General features: G+C 71.4%; 12 protein-coding genes. 7 read left to right on the top strand and 5 right to left on the bottom strand.

The genetic code is table 11. The annotated features are described in order from the left end of the window. Positions 1 to 75: 75 nt before the first annotated feature. On the top strand, positions 76 to 2,520 hold the full coding sequence (locus NQU54_RS11500; protein ID WP_257631007.1) for an SdrD B-like domain-containing protein: 2,445 nt from the start codon (positions 76 to 78) through the stop codon (positions 2,518 to 2,520). Positions 2,521 to 2,637: 117 nt separating this feature from the next. On the opposite strand, the gene NQU54_RS11495 is transcribed toward NQU54_RS11500, so the two are convergent. Together NQU54_RS11495 and NQU54_RS11490 are read right to left on the bottom strand one after the other, a co-directional pair. Beyond that, positions 2,638 to 3,633 carry a pirin family protein gene (locus NQU54_RS11495; protein WP_257630963.1) on the bottom strand — a complete coding sequence of 332 codons (996 nt, stop codon included), beginning with the start codon at positions 3,631 to 3,633 and terminating at the stop codon, positions 2,638 to 2,640. Between the two features lie 120 nt (positions 3,634 to 3,753). Next, on the bottom strand, positions 3,754 to 4,248 hold the full coding sequence (locus NQU54_RS11490) for an SseB family protein (RefSeq protein WP_069860325.1): 495 nt from the start codon (positions 4,246 to 4,248) through the stop codon (positions 3,754 to 3,756). Positions 4,249 to 4,385: 137 nt separating this feature from the next. On the opposite strand from NQU54_RS11490, the gene NQU54_RS11485 reads away from it, so the two are divergent. Next, complete coding sequence (locus tag NQU54_RS11485; protein WP_257630962.1) at positions 4,386 to 6,212, top strand: acyl-CoA dehydrogenase; 1,827 nt, start codon at positions 4,386 to 4,388, stop codon at positions 6,210 to 6,212. Positions 6,213 to 6,298: 86 nt separating this feature from the next. Here NQU54_RS11485 and NQU54_RS11480 read toward each other — a convergent pair whose 3' ends face one another. Then, positions 6,299 to 6,667 (bottom strand): hypothetical protein, encoded by a 369-nt coding sequence (locus NQU54_RS11480; RefSeq protein ID WP_167502431.1) that lies wholly within the window; start codon positions 6,665 to 6,667, stop codon positions 6,299 to 6,301. 12 nt (positions 6,668 to 6,679) lie between these two features. Beyond that, on the bottom strand, positions 6,680 to 7,438 hold the full coding sequence (locus tag NQU54_RS11475; protein WP_257630961.1) for a TNT domain-containing protein: 759 nt from the start codon (positions 7,436 to 7,438) through the stop codon (positions 6,680 to 6,682). A 183-nt stretch (positions 7,439 to 7,621) separates the two neighbouring features. On the opposite strand from NQU54_RS11475, the gene NQU54_RS11470 reads away from it, so the two are divergent. The 5 genes from NQU54_RS11470 (at position 7,622) to NQU54_RS11450 (ending at position 13,982) form a co-directional block, all read left to right on the top strand. Beyond that, positions 7,622 to 8,914: a M18 family aminopeptidase gene (locus tag NQU54_RS11470; RefSeq protein WP_257630960.1), complete on the top strand. Its 1,293-nt coding sequence runs from the start codon at positions 7,622 to 7,624 to the stop codon at positions 8,912 to 8,914. A 1-nt stretch (position 8,915) separates the two neighbouring features. Beyond that, on the top strand, positions 8,916 to 10,874 hold the full coding sequence (locus NQU54_RS11465; protein WP_257630959.1) for an AfsR/SARP family transcriptional regulator: 1,959 nt from the start codon (positions 8,916 to 8,918) through the stop codon (positions 10,872 to 10,874). Between the two features lie 132 nt (positions 10,875 to 11,006). Then, positions 11,007 to 11,705, top strand: a complete 699-nt coding sequence (locus tag NQU54_RS11460; protein WP_257630958.1) for a DUF4232 domain-containing protein — start codon at positions 11,007 to 11,009, stop codon at positions 11,703 to 11,705. Between the two features lie 341 nt (positions 11,706 to 12,046). Then, positions 12,047 to 13,033: an NlpC/P60 family protein gene (locus NQU54_RS11455; protein WP_257630957.1), complete on the top strand. Its 987-nt coding sequence runs from the start codon at positions 12,047 to 12,049 to the stop codon at positions 13,031 to 13,033. A 91-nt stretch (positions 13,034 to 13,124) separates the two neighbouring features. Next, entirely contained in the window at positions 13,125 to 13,982 is an 858-nt protein-coding gene (locus tag NQU54_RS11450; RefSeq protein ID WP_257630956.1) for a helix-turn-helix domain-containing protein, read from the top strand. 12 nt (positions 13,983 to 13,994) lie between these two features. Here NQU54_RS11450 and NQU54_RS11445 read toward each other — a convergent pair whose 3' ends face one another. Continuing rightward, entirely contained in the window at positions 13,995 to 15,821 is a 1,827-nt protein-coding gene (locus tag NQU54_RS11445) for an NHL domain-containing thioredoxin family protein (RefSeq protein WP_257630955.1), read from the bottom strand. Positions 15,822 to 15,885 lie beyond the last annotated feature (64 nt).

Genomic DNA, 15,885 nt, shown 5'->3' with positions numbered 1-15,885 from the left:
CGCCGAACAGCCGGGAAGAGTACGGGTCCACTGGCTCGAGTGGGCTTGTCTGTTCTCCTGCTGTCGGGTGGCGCCATGGGCGCGACGGCCGGGACGGCCACCGCTTCCACTGGCGACGGCACCCTGACCGTCGAGGTGCTGCGGGATTTCTTCGGCACCGGCGTGATCAACACGACCATGGACGTGCCACAGCGAGGCATGAAGGTTGAGGTGACCGACCCCGCCGGCCATCGGGTCTCCGGCACCACGGATGCCACCGGAAAGGTGGTGGTCTCGAAGTCGGCCGAACTGACCGGCGGCCAGTACCGCGTCGACGTCACCATCCCGGCGCCGTACGACAAGTATCTGCGGGCGGCACCGGCCTCGACGGCGGAGAACCACTTCGACAGCTTCACGACGTTCGTGGACGTGTCGGACGGCAAGGACGACTCGGTCATCACCGGGGTCTGGAACCCGGCCGACTACACACTGCCGGACTCGCGGTATTTCGTGCCGGTCCAGAGCGCTGCCAACGGGCAGGACACCCGGGCACTGGTGGCGTTCGGGACGGACAAACGAGGTACGTGTCCTGGCGATACGGAGTGCCCGACCGTCGTCAACACGCAGGACCAGGTGGGCACGACGTTCGCGCTGGCCTACGACAAGTACCAGAAGCGGATCTTCCAGGGCGCGTTCGCCCGGCGGTACACCCCGTACGGGCCGGGCGGCGGTGGCGCGATCTACACCACGCCGACCGACGGTGGGACGCCGACCCTGTTTGCTCAGGTGCCGGGCGCCGCGGTGACGCCGCACGACGCCACCAACATGATCAAGGACGCCGGATTCACCAATGCGCCGGGGAAGGAGAGCATCGGCGGCCTGGCCCTGTCCGAGGACGGCTCGACGCTGTACGCGGTGAACCTGCTGACCCGGCGCCTGGTCAGCTTCGACGCGACTGGTACCACGGCATCCGCACCCGAGGCGACGGTGCGCATCCCGGACCCGGGCTGCGCGAGCCCCGGCGACTGGCGGCCGTTCGGTCTTCAGGTCCACGACAACAAGCTCTACGTCGGCGGCGTGTGCAGCGCGGAGAGCACACAGCAGCGCGAAGACCTGAAAGCCGTCGTCTACACGTACGACGGTGAGCGGTTCACCGAGGTGCTGAGCCACCAGCTCACGGACAAGCGCGGCAGCGTCTTCGGTTCCGGCGACAAGGTCACCCACTGGAACCCGTGGAACACCAGCCTGGACACGTGGGACGACCGGAAGTCGGGCAACGTCTTCGGCGATCCGCAGCCGGAGCTGGCCTCCCTCGCCTTCGCCCGCGACGGCTCGATGATCCTGGGTTTCCGCGACCGGTTCATGGACGTGCTCAGTTGGGGAGGGCTGGACCCCCGCCCGGGGAACGACACGGCGGAAAACGGCATGTCCGGTGGTGACATCACCATGGTCTGCGCCACTCCCACCGGTGAATACCAGTGGGAAGGCACCGGGAGCTGCCCCAACCACGCCACCCCCGCCAACAGTGGCGGCCAGCCCGCCGATGTCGTCGAATACTTCCCGGGCGACTCCTACGCCAACGCGCACCAGGAGACCGCGCTGGGGTCGGTGGCCTATATCCCGCAGCAGCAGTGGGTCGTCAGCACGGAGTTCGACCCGGTCGCCGACGTCGCGACCTCAGGGACCGGGTACCACAACATCACCACCGGCCAGGGCCCGGGCAACAACCCGAAGGCCAACGGGTTCCAGTTCGTCAGCCGGGAACAAGGCGGGTTCGGTAAGGCCGGTGGGCTCGGCGATATCGCCTATGAGGCGGCGAACGCGCCGATCCAGATCGGCAACCGGGTGTGGTTCGACGGCGACCACAATGGGATCCAGGATCCCGAGGGTGCCAACGAGGTGCCGCTGCCGGACGCGACGATCAACCTGTTGGACGCCGATGGCAAGCAGGTCGCCACGACCAAGACCGATGCCGCCGGCGAGTACTACTTCGGTGGAGTCGGCGCCGACTACGAGCTCGAGCCGGGTGCGAAGTACACGGTGGAGTTCGATGTGTGTACCGCGGACACCGCCAAGGTGCCGAGCCAGCCGCCGGCCACCGAGCTGCGGTTCACGCTCCCGCGGGCCGGTGACAACCGGGCACATGACTCCAATGTGACCCCGCCGAGGACCGGGCGGCTGTGCGACGGACAGGCACCTGTCACGGCGCCGGACAAGCCGGGAGAGGTCGATCACACGATCGACGCCGGCGTGTACATCCCCGAGGAGGCACCGCCGACTCCCACGCCGACGCCCACTCCGCCGTCGTCCGAGCCGCCGAACTCCGAGCCACCGAGCCATGAGCCGCCGACCCATGAGCCGCCCGCGTCCGAGCCGCCCAACAATCCGGGCCCCCAGGGTGGCGGAGGCGGAGGCGGTGGTTCACTGGCCAACACGGGTACGTCCGGCCTGCTGAAGATCGCCTCCCTCAGTGCCCTGCTGCTCGGTTCGGGCGCGGCATTCGCGTTCGCGACCCGGAAGCGTCATGCCAGGCAACACTGAGACAGCCACACAACGCTGAAAGCGGGTGATCCGCCCGTAAGCGCCGACGAGCCCCGTCCATATCCGGACGGGGCTCGTTCGCTTTTCTTCCCGGCGGGCCTTTCTTCCCGACGAGCCTTATATTCCGCCCTCGCCGCCCTCGGGATTTTCGCCCTCGGACATCCCGTGCACCGCGGGGATCGTGCCGAGCCGGCCCTTCTGGAAGTCCTCGAACGCCTGCTGGAGCTCCGCGCGGGTGTTCATCACGAACGGCCCGTAGTGCGCCATGGGCTCACGGATCGGCCGGCCGCCGAGGAGGACGACTTCCAGGTCCGGCGTATGGGAGTCCTGCTTCTCGTCCGCGCGCACGGTCAGCGCGGAGCCGGGGCCGAAGACCGCGGTCTGGCCGAGGTGGACCGGGCGGTGCTCGGTGCCGACGGTGCCGCGGCCCGCGAGCACATACGCGAGGCCGTTGAAGTCCTCACGCCAGGGCAGGTTGATCCCGGCGCCCGGCGCCAGCGTCGCGTGCACCATCGTGATCGGGGTGTGCGTGATGCCGGGCCCGTCGTGACCGTCCAGCTCACCGGCGATGACGCGCAGCAGCGCGCCGCCGTCCGGGGAGGTGAGCAGCCGGACCTGGCCACCGCGGATGTCCTGGTAGCGCGGCGGCATCAGCTTGTCCTTCTTCGGCAGGTTCACCCACAGCTGGAGGCCGTGGAAGAGGCCGCCGGACACGACCAGGTGCTCCGGCGGCGCCTCGATGTGGAGCAGACCGGCCCCGGCCGTCATCCACTGGGTGTCACCGTTGGTGATGGTGCCGCCACCGCCGTTGGAGTCCTGGTGGTCGAAGATCCCGTCGATGATGTACGTGACGGTCTCGAAGCCGCGGTGGGGGTGCCAGGGGGTGCCCTTGGGCTCACCCGGCGCGTACTCCACCTCACCCATCTGGTCCATCATGATGAACGGGTCGAGGTGCTTGTAGTCGATACCGGCGAAGGCCCGGCGCACAGGGAAGCCCTCGCCCTCGAAACCGCTGGGAGCGGTCGTGACGGCGAGGACGGGGCGCTGTCGTGCCTCGGCGGGTGCCGCGACGGGCGGCAGGGTCAGCGGGTTCTCTACGGTCACTGCGGGCATGACGGCCTCCTCGGTCGTTCACCATTCAACTTAATTGAACGCTGAACGACCCGCAAGGGGGCCTTTATTTCCACCCGAGCGCCTTACGCGGCGAACGGTGTTTTCCGGACGTATACCGATCTATCCGTACATACGCCGCATAGCGAAATCGACCATCTGTTCCACCGCCTTCGCATCGAAGACGATCCGGTGCTCGCCCTCCATGTCGAGGACGAAGCCGTAGCCGGTGGGCAGCAGGTCGATCACCTCGGCGCCGGTGATCACGAAGTACTTGGACTCCTTGCCCGCGTACCTCCGCAACTCCTTGAGCGAGGTGAACATGGGGATCACCGGCTGCTGGGTGTTGTGCAGCGCCAGGAAGCCGGGGTTGTCACCGCGCGGGCAGTAGACCTTCGACCCCGCGAAGATCTGCTGGAAGTCCTCGGCCGACATCGAACCGGTGGTGAAGGCACGCACCGCGTCGGCGAGCGACGGCGGCGAGGGCTCCGGGTAGAGCGGCTGCTGGCCGTAGCCCGCACCCGCCGTGTGATGTGACGCATGCGGCTGCTGTTGCGGCGGAGGCGGCGGGGCGGCATAGCCCTGCCCTGCGCTCGCGTTCTGGTCGTAGCCGTACATGCGCAGAAGCGTACTGAGTCACAGTTACCCGGTTGAGGGTTGCCCTTTATTACCCACGGGTAGCATCATGTGGACAGCTGATCCGATACGCGTCAACGCAGAGGTCCTGGCCTCCCGATCCTTACGGAGCCGTCGCCATGGGGCACTACAAGTCGAATCTCCGCGACATCGAGTTCAACCTCTTCGAGGTGCTCGGGCGCGACACGGTGTACGGCACCGGCCCGTTCGCGGAGATGGACGTCGAGACCGCCAAGAGCGTGCTCTCCGAGATATCCCGGCTCTCCGAGCACGAGCTGGCCGCGAGCTACGCCGACTCCGACCGGAACCCGCCCGTCTACGACCCCAAGACCCACACGGCGCCGCTCCCCGAGTCGTTCAAGAAGAGCTACCGGGCCTACATGGAGGCCGAGTGGTGGCGGCTGGGCGTCCCGGAGGCGCTCGGCGGCACGGCCTGCCCCCGCTCGCTGCTGTGGGCCTCGGCCGAGTCCATCCTCGGCGCCAACACCCCGATCTGGATGTATGCCTCGGGCCCGGCCTTCGCGGGTGTGCTGTACGACGAGGGCACCGAGGAGCAACTGAAGATCGCCCAGCTGATGGTGGACGAGCAGTGGGGCTCCACCATGGTGCTGACCGAGCCGGACGCGGGCTCCGACGTCGGCGCGGGCCGCACCAAGGCGACCCGGCAGGAGGACGGCAGCTGGCACATCGAGGGTGTGAAGCGGTTCATCACCTCCGGTGAGCACGACCTCTCCGACAACATCATCCACTTCGTGCTGGCCCGGCCCGAGGGCGCCGGCCCCGGCACCAAGGGCCTGTCGCTGTTCATCGTCCCCAAGTACGACTTCGACTGGGAGACCGGTGAGCTCGGCGAGCGCAACGGCGTGTACGCCACCAATGTCGAGCACAAGATGGGCCTGCGGGGCTCCAACACCTGTGAGCTGACCTTCGGCGCCGACGGCCCGGCCAAGGGCTGGCTGCTGGGCGAGAAGCACGACGGCATCCGCCAGATGTTCAAGATCATCGAGTTCGCCCGGATGATGGTCGGCACCAAGGCCATGGCCACCCTCTCCACCGGCTACCTCAACGCCCTGGAGTACGCCAAGGAGCGCGTCCAGGGCCCGGACCTGGCGGCCTTCACCGACAAGAGCGCCCCGCGCGTCACCATCACCCACCACCCGGATGTGCGCCGCTCGCTGATGACGCAGAAGGCGTACGCGGAGGGCCTGCGCGCGCTGGTGCTGTACACCGCCACCGTCCAGGACGAGATCCTGATCAAGGAGGCCGCGGGCGAGGACGCCTCCGCCGCGAACCGCCTCAACGACCTGCTGCTGCCCATCGTCAAGGGCTACGGCTCGGAGAAGGCGTACGAGCAGCTGGCGCAGTCCCTCCAGACCATCGGCGGCTCCGGCTACCTCCAGGAGTACCCGCTGGAGCAGTACATCCGGGACGCCAAGATCGACACGCTCTACGAGGGCACCACCGCCATCCAGGGCCAGGACTACTTCTTCCGCAAGATCGTCCGGGACCAGGGCCAGGCGCTGACCGTCGTCTCGGAGGAGATCAAGAAGTTCCTCGCCGAGGCCGCCGGGGGCAAGGAGCTGGAGGCCGCCCGCGACCAGCTGGCCCAGGCCGCGGTGGACCTGGAGGCGATCGTCGGCACGATGCTCACCGACCTGGCCGCCACCGAGCAGGACATCAGCTCGATCTACCGGGTCGGGCTCAACTCCACCCGGCTGCTGCTGGCGTCCGGCGACGTGATCATCGGCTATCTGCTCCTCAAGGGCGCGGCCGTGGCCACCGAGAAGCTGGGCACCGCCTCCTCGAAGGACCGCTCCTTCTACGAGGGCAAGATCGCGGCCGCGAAGTTCTTCGCCCATGAGGTGCTGCCGGGCGTCTCGATGCAGCGCTCGCTGGCCGAGTCGGTCGACAAGGGGCTGATGGACCTGGACGAGTCCGCGTTCTGAGGGCTCCTCGCACATCGTCCAGGGGGCCGGCCGGCCCATCCTCCAGCGGGGCGGCCGGCCCCCTGGCCCGTGCGCGTGTCATGTCGTCACCGTTCCTGGTCGCCGGGCGGCCGCTCCCGCAGGGCCCGTTCCACCTCTTCCCGGGCCCACCGCCTGAGCTCCTCGCCCTGCGCGAGCAGCTCCTCGAGCGTCTCGCCCCCGGCCTCCGGCGGGCGGGGGCGGGCCCTGAGCTTCTCCAGCAGATCCCGGCACGCCTCGTCCTCGGTGGCGAACCGGCTGGTGTCCCGGTCCAGGGAGCGCTCCCTGAGCCCGGTCTCCCAGCCGCCGTCCGGGGCGGGTCTGAGGTAGTAGTACGCGTCCGGCTGCACCGGGATGTCCCGCACTCCCGGGATGTCGTACAGCGCGTCCGGCACCTGCTCGTCGCGGAGGGTCCGGACGAGTTCCGTTCTGTCCACCGCTCCAGGGTCTCAGTTGAGCGGGCGGAGATTACCGGAGGCGACCAATTGGGGGATCGAAGGCCCGGTCAGATACTGGAGACCGAAGCCGGGTTGACCGAACCAGGAGCGGATGGGACCGGCCTCGACCAGGAAGGACTGGGTGACCTCATAGAGGTGATAACCGTTCGGATACGCCGGGTCGAGGGTGTTGAGGTTGCTGGGCGGCAACGCGCGCTCCGCGTAGGGCGTGCCCGCCGGGGCGAGGAAGTGGCCGAAACCGCTTCCGAAGAGGTCGACCTTCTGACCGACCTTCAGCCTGACCGTGGTGTGCAGGGGTGAGTCGTTGAGGAGGACCCAGCCGTCGGGGTACGGGAACCACCAGCCGTTGGTCCGCTCGTTCCAGTAGCAGTCGAGGAACGCGTAGGAGCTGGAGAAGTGGTCGAGCCGTTCGTAGCCTTCGAGCATCTCCCCGATCGCGCCGTAGCGGGGGAGCTGAGCGGGTCCGAGCCGCCAGTCACCCTGGTAGTAGCGGTCGAGCGGAGGATTGGGCGCGGTGTTGGTCCCCCCGATGCGGTCCTTCGTGGGACAGGAGGGAGGGTGGCCCTTGCCCTCACCGTCCCCGCCGCCGCCCGGACGCGGGCCGGGCGAGGGCGCGGCCGCCGGCTCCGGGGCGGCCACGGGGGCCGGCGCCGCGGTGAAGTCCGTGACGGGCTTGGCCATGGCCGGTCCGCCGGCGCACAGCAGCAGCAGCGACCCCAGGACGACAAGCAGGTGTCGAAGAACGCGCATCCGGTATCCCCTCGAGTTACGACTCAGTGCGACGTTGCTCGGTCACGGGGAATATCGACCGATTCGCCCGACTTCTCGCCTTAACTGACGTGCTTTCATCAGATTGGATCAACGTGGCCCCACGGATGGATGCCGCGACCCGTACCAGGGCGAGCCGCCCCCCGGCGAATCTATGCTGAGCACATGAGCGCACAACCCGGCATCGACCGCGGCCACACCGATGACCTGATGTCCTTTCTCCGCGCCAGCCCTTCGCCGTACCACGCCGTGGCGAGCGCCGCCGAGCGGCTGGAGAAGGCCGGGTTCCGGCGGATCGAGGAGACCGCGCCCTGGGACGGCACGGCCGGTGGACGGTTCGTACTGCGGGGCGGCGCGATCATCGCCTGGTACGTACCGGAGGGGGCGGAGCCCGCCACTCCGTACCGAATTGTGGGCGCTCACACCGACTCTCCCAATTTGCGGGTCAAGCCGATTCCCGACACCGGTGCGCACGGCTGGCGCCAGATCGCCGTCGAGGTCTACGGCGGAGTGCTGCTCAACACCTGGCTCGACCGCGACCTCGGGCTCTCCGGCCGGATCACCCTCCGGGACGGCTCACACCACCTCGTCACCGTCGACCGGCCGCTGCTGAGAGTGCCCCAGCTCGCCGTCCACCTGGACCGATCGGTGAACACCGAGGGCCTCAAGCTGGACAAGCAGCGCCATATGACGCCCATCTGGGGGCTCGGCGGCGTCGAGGAGGGCGACCTGCTCCGCTTCGTCGCCGAGGCGACCGGGGTTGCGGCCGAGGAGATCGCCGGCTGGGACCTGATGACCCACAGCGTCGAGCCGCCCGCCTACCTCGGCCGGGACCGCGAGCTGGTCGCCGGTCCCCGGATGGACAACCTGGTGTCCGTACACGCCGGTACGGCCGCGCTCATCGCCGCCGCCGCGCGCCAGGAGCTGCCCTACATCCCCGTACTGGCCGCCTTCGACCACGAGGAGAACGGCAGCCAGTCCGACACCGGCGCCGACGGCCCGCTGCTCGGCACCGTGCTGGAGCGTTCGGTCTTCGCCCGCGGCGGCGCGTACGAGGACCGGGCCCGCGCCTTCGCGGGCACCGTCTGCCTCTCCTCCGACACCGGCCACGCCGTGCACCCCAACTACGCCGAGCGCCATGAGCCGGGCCACCACCCCCGGCCCAACGGCGGCCCGATCCTGAAGGTGAACGTCAACCAGAGATATGCCACCGACGGCGCCGGGAGAGCCGTCTTCGCCGCCGCCTGCGAGCGCGCCGGGGTCCCCTGGCAGAGCTTCGTCTCCCACAACTCGATGCCGTGCGGCACCACGATCGGCCCGATCACGGCCGCCCGGCACGGCATCGCCACCGTCGACATCGGCATCGCGATCCTGTCCATGCACTCGGCGCGGGAACTGTGCGGAGCACAGGACCCCCGGCTGCTGGCCAAGGCGCTGCACGCCTTTCTGGAGGGCTGAGTTGGACTTCTCCCTGCTGGGCCCGGTGACCGTCACCGCGGGGCCGCCGGCAGCATCCGTCGAGCTTCCCCTGGGGCCCGCCAAACGGCGCAGCGTGCTGGCGATGCTGCTGCTGCGGCCCAACGCGACGGTGTCCATGGAGCAGTTGATATCCAGCCTGTGGGAGGACGAGCCGCCCGCCCACGCCCGCACCGTCATCCAGGGCCATGTCTCCCGGCTCCGCGCCGCCCTGGCCGAGGGCGGCGCCGAGCACCACGGCGTCGAGCTGACCACCCACAGCTCCGCCTATCTGCTGCGCATCCCCGACGCCCTGATCGACACCCAGCGCTTCGACCAGCTGACCGCCCAGGCCAGCCCGGAGTCCGCCCCCGGCGAGGCCGTCCAGCTGCTCCGCCAGGCGCTCGGCCTGTGGCGCGGGCCTGCGCTCACCGGGACCGTGGCCAGCCCGCCGTTCGCGGCCGCCGCGCACGCCCTGGAGGAGCGGCGGCTGAGCGCCGTGGAGGCCCTGGCACGGGCGCACGAGGCGCTGGGCGAACATGAGCAGGCGGTGCGCGCCCTGCACCCCGCCGCCGTCGCCAACCCGCTGCGCGAGGGGCTGATCGCCGCCCTGATGCTGGCGCTGTACCGCTCCGGGCGGCAGTCCGACGCGATCGCCTGGTTCCACCGCACCCGGCAGCTGCTCGACGACGACCTGGGCGTCGACCCGGGCCAGCGGCTGAGCGCCGCCTATCAGGAGATCCTGCGGGCGGCCCCCGCGGCGGACGGGCCGCGCGGCGGCGCCGAGGCCGCCGGAGCGCCGGGCCCCGCGGGGCAGCCGGGCGCCCAGCCGGTGGCGTCGGCCCCGTCGCATCCGCTGTCCGCGGCCGCCTCGGCGCCCGCGCCCGAGCTGCTCCCCCGGCCCCCGGCGGGCTTCCACGGCCGGGGCGCGGAGCTGGCCGAGCTGACCCGGCTGGCCCTGGGCACCGCGGAACCGGCCCAGGGCGGCGCGGCAGCCGGCTCCGGCTACCCCCAGGAGGGCGGTATCGCACTGCTCAGCGGGCCCGCCGGGGTCGGCAAGACCGGTCTGGCGGTCCACTGGGGCCACGCCCACGCCGCCGCCTTCCCCGACGGACGGCTCTTCGCGGATCTGCGCGGCTTCAGCGGCGGCGAGGCGGTGGTGCCCGACGAGGTGCTGCGCGACTTCCTGCTCGCCCTGGGCACCCCGGCCGAGCAGATCCCCACCTCGCCCGAGGCCGCCTCCGCGCTGTACCGCTCGCTGGCGGCCCGCCGCCGCCTGCTGGTGGTGCTGGACAACGCGGGCAGCTCCGCCCAGGTGCGCCCGCTGCTGCCCGGCGGACCCCACTGCGCCACGCTGGTCACCAGCCGCAGCAGGCTGGACGGGCTGATCGCCACCGACGCCGCCCGCCCCGTACGGCTGCACGCCCTCGGCCCCGAGGACGGGGTGGCCCTGCTGGGCGGGCTGCTGGGGCCCGCCCGGGTCGCCGAGGACCCGGAGGCCGCACGGGAGCTGGTGGCGCTGTGCGACGGACTGCCGCTGGCGCTGCGCGCCGCCTCCGCCCAGCTGATGGCCCGGCCGCGCTGGCGGCTGGCCCGGCTGGCCGCCGCGCTGCGCGACGAGCGGCGCCGGCTGGCGCTGCTGTCGGCGGAGGACACCGGAGTGGCCGCCGCGCTGCGCAACTCGGTGGCCCGGCTCTCGGCGGACGACGCACAGCTGCTGCGGGCCCTGGGCGCCGGTTTCGCGCGGGAGGTCAACACCGCGGAGGCGGCCGCGCTGTCGGGGGCGGACCCGGAGCTGATCCAGGACTCCCTGGAGCGGCTGGCGGAGATGCATCTGCTGGACGAGGAGGCCACCAACCGCTACGTCATGAGCGACCTGGTGAAGCTCTTCGCCCAGGGCGACGAGAGCGGACGCGGCAACACCCCCGGCGGTGCCTCAGGCGATCCGTCACAGGGGGGCTGAGCAGGGGTGAACAGCGGGGCGTTAGCGGGGCGTTAGCGGGCGGCAGCCGTGCACCAGCCGAACGGCAGCGGGTCCGGACAGGCTTGAGCCGTACCGGAAGACGCCAGAACACCCGCTGAGGGGAGACCCGCCATGCCGCTCACCACCGCTCGCCTCGCCCACCGCGCCGGCACGCTGCGCTCGGTGGCGGCCGGATTGACGGTCGTCGCCGCGGGCATCACCCTCGCGGCGTGCGGCACCGCCGACGCGTCGGGCGTGAAGACGGCCGGCGCGGCGGACAGCGTGGCCCTCCCCGCCGTGCACGAGGACGACCTCGGCGGGCAGCCCGACGACACCCGGCAGGCCGCGCGGGGGACGGTGGCGGGCGGGGCCGACGCCGGGGCCCAGGGCGGTCTGCGGGCCGAGAGCGGCACCGAGGAGAACGCCGGCGCCTGCCGTCTCGACACGATGTCGGTGGGCGTCACCTCCGTCCCCCGGCCGGCCAACCATCTGCTGCTGGAGATCACCAACCAGTCCGGGGTGACCTGCCGTCTCATCGGCTTCCCCCTGGCGCGGTTCGACGACGCGCGGTCGGCCGTGCCGGAGGCCGCGGACACCCGGCCCCAGACGGTCGTCACGCTGGCGCCCGGCGAGAGCGGCTACGCGGGCCTCACCACCTCCACGGCGGACGCCCCGGCAGCCGACACCCACAAGGCCACCGGGCTGACCGTCTCCCTCCCCGGCGAGGACAGCCGCCGCGCCGTGGACCTCCCCGGCGACTCGGTGGAGATCGGCGACGGGGCGGAGGTCGGCTACTGGCAGAGCGACGCGTCCGACGCCCTGCTCTGGTGACCCCTCACCCTCCGCTCCGGTGACCGCTCGACCCCGAGCCCCTCAGCCGGACAGGTAGCCGACTCCCCCCGGTTACCTGCCCCGGACGGCCCCCGCCCCGGCGGGGGCCGTCTCGTCATGTCCCACGGCACGGCCGTTCCCGTCCCGCTCCTGGCCCATTCCGTAGGCGTCTTGGCAGGTCGTCAGGGGTGTGCCCGGATGGGACGTCCCAGAGGACGGCTCGGCGCCCGAAATCCCCGGCGCCGCGGCCCACAGTGGTGTCCGTCGCCGCGGCGGACGGACGCCGCGGCCTCGACCGAGCGGCGCCGACGCCCGTCGACGCCCTCACAAGGGGGACAGACATGACGCACTCCATCAGCGCGAGCCGACGCCGGACCCTCCTGCGCAAGGTGCTCCCCGCGGTCGCCGCGGCGGGCATCGGCGCCACCGGGCTCGTGGGCTGCTCCGGCGGGGACGACACGGCGGGCCACGACGCCAAGGCGGGGAAGGGCGGGAAGGTCGCCGAGAAGAGCGTGACGAGCCGCGACACCAAGGCCAGGGCCGGGGACTCCGCGCTCGAGCTGAAGACCACCACGGGGGAGTTCGGCACCAAGGCCGCGGCCACCGCCGACTTCCCCACCTGGGGCACGCGCTGGGTGGTCCACCAGAGCGCCGACACCAACTCCCCGTCCGTCGGCATGCTCAACAAGACCGCCCCGGGCCAGGACCGCATCACCGCCGACTACCAGGTCAACACCGGCAACAAGGTCTGCGAGGACGGCGCCTGCTCGACCTACATGGCCCATATCACCGGGCCGGTGGGCGGCTTCGTGACCGTGGTCGCGGTGGACATCCCGGAGGACTCCCTGCCCGGGGTCCCGGTGCAGAACGGCGGCGGTGAGCCGCCGAAGCCGCCGCAGACCGGCGGCACCCGCGCCGAGGCGCTCCAGCGGGCCGCCACCTGGCTGACCGCCGACAACGGCGGCCGGGTGCCCTATAGCCAGGCCAAGGTCTGGAAGGACGGCTACCGCCAGGACTGCTCGGGCTACGTCTCCATGGCGCTGGGCCTGCGGGCACCCGGCACCAACACCATGGGCCTCACCAGTTCCAGCATCACCAAGCCGATCGCCCTGGGCGACCTGCGGCCCGGGGATCTGCTGATCGACGCCTCCGGTGACAACAACACCCGGCATGTCGTGATGTTCGAGAAGTGGAACGACGCCGGCCACACCTCGTACACCTCCTACGAGCAGCGCGGCGACTTCGGGACGGATCACACGACCCGCCGCTATGGACTGGAGCCGGGCAGCGAGTACAAGCCCTACCGGCCGCTGAAGTTCACGGACTGACGCGTCCGGCGACCCGGTTCCGTAACGAGCGGCACGTCCACCTCGGGGGTGTGGACGTGCCGCTCGGCATGTTCATGATCCTCGTGCTGCAATGGTGTATGTGCCAGCGCTACCGAATCGCCCAGAGAACCCACGACGAAAGCCACTCGCCCCGCTTCCCGAGGAACTCTCCGGCCCGGTACGGGAATTCGTCACCGCACTGCGCCGGATGCACGGCGAACTGGGACTCAGTCTGAAGGAACTGGAGGGGCGGCTGCCGGCGAGCCGCTCCTCCCTCTCCCGCTATCTGCGCGGCCAGAGCCTCCCCGACGAGCGGCTCCTGATCCAGTGGGGCAAGCTCTCCTTCACCGCCGAGGACCGGCTGCCCGAACTGGTGACCCTGCTGCACCGGGCCACCGAGGCCGAGGCCGCCGCGGCAGCCCCCGGCGGGACGGTGCCGGAGCGGCCCGGGGCGGCCGCCCCGCCGCCCCGGGAGGAGCCCCCGCGGGACCGGCCGTCCCGGCGCCGGACGCGGCTGGCGCTCGCGGCCGCGGGCACGGTCGTCGTCATCGCCGGGGCCACGGCCGGTGTCATCGCCTTACAGTCCTCCGGCGACGACGGGTCCACGGGCGGCGCGGCGGGCTCCTCGCCCCTGGGCGACGCCCGGATCACCGTCTACAACGCCGAGCAGTCCTGCCGGCACAAACGCGTCCGCGAATGCTCCCTGGGCCTGGCCGAGGATCCGTACGTGGCCTACCGCCCGTCGAACATCGTGGGCCGGGCCTGGCACGACGACGTGCTGCACGCCGACTGCCGCATCGCCAACGGCGTCACGGTGACCGACGAGGCGGGCGGGCACAGCAGCATGTGGTTCCGCGTCTCCAAGGGCGGCAAGCGGATGTGGGTGCCGGGCATCCGCATCCGCCAGGACCAGGTGCAGTACTCCACGCTGCCCAACTGCCCCGACTGACCGCCGGTCGTCTCAGCCGTCCATTCCGGCGAGCACCAGCGGCAGCCGGGTCGCGCCGCCCTCGGTGACGCGCACCGGGACGCCCCAGTCCTGCTGGTGCACATGGCAGGCCGGGTACTCGTTGGAAAGGTCATCGTCACAGGAGGCGGCCATGGCCGAGACATGCAGCACGCCCTCGGTCACGCCCGCCGTAAGGACGAGCTCACGACTCAGATCCGTGCCCGCGCCGTCGCCCCCGGCCAGCAGCTCGGGCGGGGTGGAACTGATCAGCAGCCGGGTGGAGGGGCCGTAGCGGGTGTCCAGCTTCTGGCCATCGGGCGCCTGGAAGACCACGTCGAGCCGGAGCGTCCCCGGGGCGATGTCGGTCGCGGCGCGCTGGGTGCGGTGGGCCACCGACTCGACCCTTACGGCCTCCTCCGGCAGCCGCAGCCGGGTCAGCCGGTGCCGGGCGGACTCCACCACGACGATGTCCCCGTCGGCCAGGACCGCGCCGGAGGGCTCGCGCAGATCGGTGGCGAGCGTGGAGACCTCGCCGGTGGCCGGGTCGTAGCGGCGCAGCGCGTGGTTGTAGGTGTCCGAGATGGCCACCGAGCCGTCCGGCAGCGCGGTGACGCCCAACGGGTGCTGGAGCAGCGCCTGATCGGCTGGGCCGTCCCGGTGGCCGAAGTCGAAGAGCCCGGTGCCGACGGCGGTACGGACCACGAAGCCGTCGGCAGCCCCCTGAGGGTCGCGCTCCACATAGCGCACCGCGGAGGTCTCGGAGTCCGCGACCCACAGCCGGTCGCCGGCCGCGGCGAGCCCGGAGGGCTGGGCGAACCACGCCTGCTCGGCGGGGCCGTCGACCAGGCCCTCGTTGGTGGTCCCGGCGGCGGCCCGTACGGTCCCGGCCTCCGGGTCGTAGGTCCACAGCTGGTGGACGCCCGCCATGGCGATCCACAGCCGGTCGGCGAACCAGGCCAGGTCCCAGGGGGAGGACAGGTCGACCTCGCGGGCGGGCCCCTCGGTGCGCGACCCCTGCCACCACTGGCGGCCGGTCCCGGCGAGCGTGGTGACCTCGCCGGTGGCGGGGTCGAAGCGGCGCAGCGCGTGGTTCACGGTGTCGGCGACGGCCACGGTGCCGTCGGGGAGCGGGGCGAGTCCCTGGGGCTCGCTGAAGCGGGCCCGCCCGCTCGGGCCGTCGTCGAGGCCGCGCTCGCCCGCGCCGATCCGGCGCACCACGCTCTCGCCGTCCGCCGCGAGCTCCACCAGCTGATGTCGGGTGGTGTCGGAGACGAGGAAGGTGCCGCCGGGCAGCCGCAGCGCCTTACCGGGGAAGCGCAGCTCGGTGGGGACCGGCTCCGGCGGCACATACGGGGCGTCGCCGCGCCGCAGGGTGCCCTTGGCGGCGTGGTCGGCCTCCAGCTGCGCCACGAGGGTCTCCAGGGCGTGGGCGTGGCCCTCGCCCGCGTGCTGGGCGACCACATAGCCCTCGGGGTCGATGACCACGAGGGTGGGCCAGGCCCGTACCGCGTACTGCTTCCAGGTGGCCAGCTCGGGGTCGTCGAGGACCGGGTGGTGCACCTCGTAGCGCTCGACGGCGTCCACGACCGCCTGATGCTCGGCCTCGTGGACGAACTTCGGCGAGTGCACCCCGACGATCACCACGGTGTCGCGGTGCTTCTCCTCCAGCTCGCGCAGCTCGTCCAGGACATGCAGGCAGTTCACACAGCAGAACGTCCAGAAGTCGAGAATGACGATGCGGCCTCGCAGATCGGCGAGGGTGAGGTCGTTACCGCCGGTATTGAGCCAGCCGCCCCGGCCGATCAGCTCGGGGGCGCGGACGCGTGCACGTGAAGCCATATCACCATGAAACAGCAGTCCCGGTCGCGCCATTCCCCCACCCCCCGAGGGCATTCGCCCGTTG

The organism is Streptomyces malaysiensis subsp. samsunensis, from assembly GCF_024519315.1.
Taxonomy (GTDB): domain Bacteria; phylum Actinomycetota; class Actinomycetes; order Streptomycetales; family Streptomycetaceae; genus Streptomyces; species Streptomyces malaysiensis.
The sequence above is the reverse complement of the archived record's forward strand: the minus strand, read 5'-3'. Positions and strand labels throughout refer to the sequence as shown.